3 protein-coding genes are annotated in these 3,697 nt (G+C 62.3%); 1 reads left to right on the forward strand and 2 read right to left on the reverse strand.

The features are described 5' to 3' along the window. Positions 1 to 280: 280 nt before the first annotated feature. Positions 281 to 2,401, reverse strand: a complete 2,121-nt coding sequence (locus AB0J67_RS39785) for a hypothetical protein (protein WP_363490790.1) — start codon at positions 2,399 to 2,401, stop codon at positions 281 to 283. Between the two features lie 246 nt (positions 2,402 to 2,647). Here AB0J67_RS39785 and AB0J67_RS39790 point away from each other — a divergent pair, with 246 nt between their 5' ends. Further along, positions 2,648 to 2,881 (forward strand): transposase domain-containing protein, encoded by a 234-nt coding sequence (locus AB0J67_RS39790; protein ID WP_363490792.1) that lies wholly within the window; start codon positions 2,648 to 2,650, stop codon positions 2,879 to 2,881. Between the two features lie 30 nt (positions 2,882 to 2,911). Here the strand turns inward: AB0J67_RS39790 and AB0J67_RS39795 are convergent. Further along, positions 2,912 to 3,697: IS630 family transposase (locus tag AB0J67_RS39795; RefSeq protein WP_363490794.1), on the reverse strand; the 786-nt coding region annotated here is incomplete at its 5' end.

The raw sequence follows: 3,697 nt of genomic DNA on the forward strand, positions 1-3,697 counted from the left end.
GGACCTTCAGAGCTTCAACATCGCACCGCGATCATGTATCACAGTCCACACACGACGCCGTGAAGCACTGCACCACAAGATCTTCGCCAGATCCATCATTCACTGGCCGCGGGCACCAGCCACGGTTGTAAAACTAGAGGCCAGTGACGCACGCGCGTTGAATCCGCTGTTGGATCCCCTCGGGGCTTGCTTGCTGGCCCTCCGTTACAGATACGAAGGGCCGAGAAGCCAATGCTCTCGGCCCTTCGCGTTGGGCGGGCGTTGTTCGACGGATTCTATCTCACCAGGGCAGGCGGGGTGCGATCAGCACTCCGTCTGCTTGAATCTTGGTGCCCTGAGAGTTCGGCTTGGTGCCACGAGCGAGTTCTATGGCGACCCGCTCCTTCGTGTTGAGACCAACTCCAGCTGCGGGGTTTAGTAGCACCCAATTGCCCTGGCGAACCTGCTGATTAATAATGAACGTCTTTGAGCCGGTGTTCGTCTTTATCTTGTAGCGGGCATTCGGATCGAGTTGGTTCCCTTCCGGAACGTACACCCAGACGTCCCATAGCCCCGACTTGTGGCTCGTGGTCGACGGTTTCACGGCGACGTTCCAGGTCAGTGTTGCAGCAGGATCTTTCGACACCGCCATGTCATTGAGGAGGCAACTACCGCAGTCTTGGCTCACCCAAGCTCCACGGCCGTTGGCGGTATCCGCATCGACCATTCCGGCAAAGTGAAGTGTATTGAGCCAGAGGGTCTGCGCATCGCGCTGTTCTCCCGAATGGAATTCGACCCACCTCGGCCAAAACGCAGTGAAACTACGTGGATCGTTTTCCCAGATGACATCAAGAACCTGCTGAAATGGATGCACGCTGATGTCATGGACGTTGAACTTTCGCTCGAGCGGTCCGGCGTTCGGTTCGCTAGGTGGATTGTTGTCGATCAGATCGAAGAGGGCAGCCGCGATGTTTCCTTCTACTTCCGGGCCGAATTCGAACTGCTTGCCCGAGACATCAGTGCGTTTTTCGATGTCCAAGCGGTATCCGCCTCCCCACGTGATCTGAGTCCATTCAGTCGAGCCCGGCTCGTTTTCGGCCGCGACACCGATCCAATAGGCGAATCCTTCACTCCAGGCGCACTCCTCGCTACTGGCACGTTGGACATAGTGCGGGTTGCAGTTCTCTTTAACCCAGAGAACAAATTCAAGCCCGTACAGTTGATGCATTACTCGATGACCCAACTCGTGCTCCACCTGCCCGGACGCGCCTTCATCGGTGCCGACGTGGATGACGCCGAAGACCGGGTCGTAGAATGATCGTCCCTCATCGTTGAGAAAGATGTGTGCGTCTCCGAGCTGGTCAGTACCCACCAATTCCCGCACGTTATAGATCGCAGCGTAGGCGTGGGCTGAATTTGATTCGGCCCTATGCTGCAGGCCGTCGTCTCGCTGGAAGTGCAGGCCCAGCGGGATAGTCAGCATCGGCTCGTAGTCGCCAGGCTCCACACTCCCCGGCTCACGAACCACGGCAGATACGTCCTGGTTGACCGGGAACACCTTTAGGACCAGCTTGTCGTCAGCACACGCGTACGACTGCTGAAAACTGACCGAAGTGGCTGAGCAACCGTGCCACTCGGTGCCATTGGGCAACTGGTAGCGCTGAGGGTAGACGAAATTGAGATCGAAACGGCCCTGGTCGTCAAGGTAGCCAGTAACCGGCACGCCCATCTCCCCTGGCTCGGACGGCACCGCACGCCATTGCACAGGGTCGGACGCCGCACCACCCTTGCCCTCATACCACAACTCCCACTTCGCACCTGGAAGCGGCCGCACAGGACTAACCTGGCCCGCGATAGTCATGCGGCGGGGCGCCACCACCGTCCCTGTGATATGCACCGTCGGCGGCGCGGGCGGCGGAGATCCTGGAGGGGGATTGCCCGGCGGGCCCACGGGGGGCACAGGCGGATTGTTCGCCGGCGAGCAAGAGCCATCTTTCCTCGGCAACGCGATGGGCATGATCGCCGCCCCGTTTCGGTACCTCGACCCTGAGTGGTGCCCGCCGGCACCGAGATCCAAGACCATATGCGGGCTCAGGCAAAAATCTAGCCGAGTGGTGGTGTAGCTGTCATCATTGTCGGGGTTGACGACGTAGTTGACGGACACCTTGTACACGTCTTGCGGTGCCCAAGGGGCAGGCAGTGGACAGTTGTAGAATTTCAAGTACTGGTAGTCGGCGTCCATTCGGTAGTTCATCACACCGATACCGTTCCAGAACCCACCTGAAATGGCGCAGGCGTTGTAGTTAGGTGGGGGCGGCGGGTCTTCTACCGCGAGCGCTGACCCGGGGAACATCCCGGCAACCATCGCCCAAGCGGTGACAGCGACAAGCGTCCGCCCTACATGACGAACCATCAATTTCATGTTTTCCGTCCCAGCACTGGCCTTGTAGATCCTCTTAACCATCAGATCGATAGGTGGCAATTTTACGAGGACAGCCCTCGCTCGCCACGCATGCCTATACGTGCAGGGGCAGGAAAGCGTTCGTGTTCCAGGCGGCTTAGGCACAATACCGGTTACTTTGGCCGTTTAGGGTGGTTGTAGGGGTATGCCGCGTGCTGGTCAGGTGAAGTCGTCGGGTGAGCGTCTGTCGGATCGGATCGCGATCGGGTGCTCACCCGGACGTTTCCGCGGGGACTGATCGACGAGGTCCTTGCAGCAACAGGCCGGGTTCAGCAGCGGTCGCGGCCGCTGCCGTCACGGGTGGTCGTGTACTTCGTCCTGGCTATGTGCCTGTTCTTCGGGCAGGGCTACGAGGAGGTGCTGCGGCTGCTGACGCAGGGCTTGGTCGGCCAGCGCCGGTGGCAGGGCGCATGGCAGGTGCCGACCAGCGCGGCGATCTAGTGCTCTGGCCGCATACGTTTGCCGGGTTGGTCAGGCTGCTGCGGTGAGTGGGCGTCCGCCCCAGCGGATGCCTTTCTCGCTGCGGACGCGGGCGCGTTCGCGGCGTTGGGCTGCCAGGACGTCGGGGTGGCGGGCGTTGGCGTTGCGCCAGCGCAGGTAGGCGTGCAGGGCCCGGGTCTGGGTGGTGTGGCTGCGGTGGTGGGAGTTGGCGATGGTGAACTGCCGCAGCGGGCCGAAATGGGCCTCGATCGGGTTGGCCCAGGAGGCGTAGGTTGGGGTGAAGCACAGCTCGACCCGGTGCTTCCTCGCCCAGTGGCGGATCGTTTCGCTCTTGTGGGCGGACAGGTTGTCCAGGATCACGTAGATGGGGGCGCCGTCGGGGCGGGCGGCGCGGATCGATTTCAGCGCGGCGAGGGTGTTGGCGGTGCCCTTGCGGCGGCGGTTGACGCCCCAGAGTTTGTCGTCGCCGAGCGAGTAGCAGCCGTGGAAGTAGCGGATGCCGTGGGTGCGGCGGTAGGTGGCCGGCAGCCTCTCCGGGTGGCCCTGGGTGGCCCAGCCTGCTCCGGCGGTGGGGCGGATCCCGAGCGGCCCGAACTCGTCGAACGCGAAGACCCGCTCCGGGAGGCGGTCCAGGACCTCCTTGATCCGGTCGAGCTTGGCGTCGCGGTCGGGGTCCGGGGACTCCTTCCACGTCTTGGTCCGCTGGAACGTGACACCGCGGCGGGCCAGCAGACGGCGCAGGGCCTCGCGGCCGATGCGGATGACCCGCCCGTGGACCCGGCGCAGGTAGGCGGCGAGCTTGCGCAGTGACCAGCG

Origin of the sequence: Catellatospora sp. NPDC049609, assembly GCF_040675365.1 — a bacterium.
Lineage (GTDB): Bacteria > Actinomycetota > Actinomycetes > Mycobacteriales > Micromonosporaceae > Catellatospora.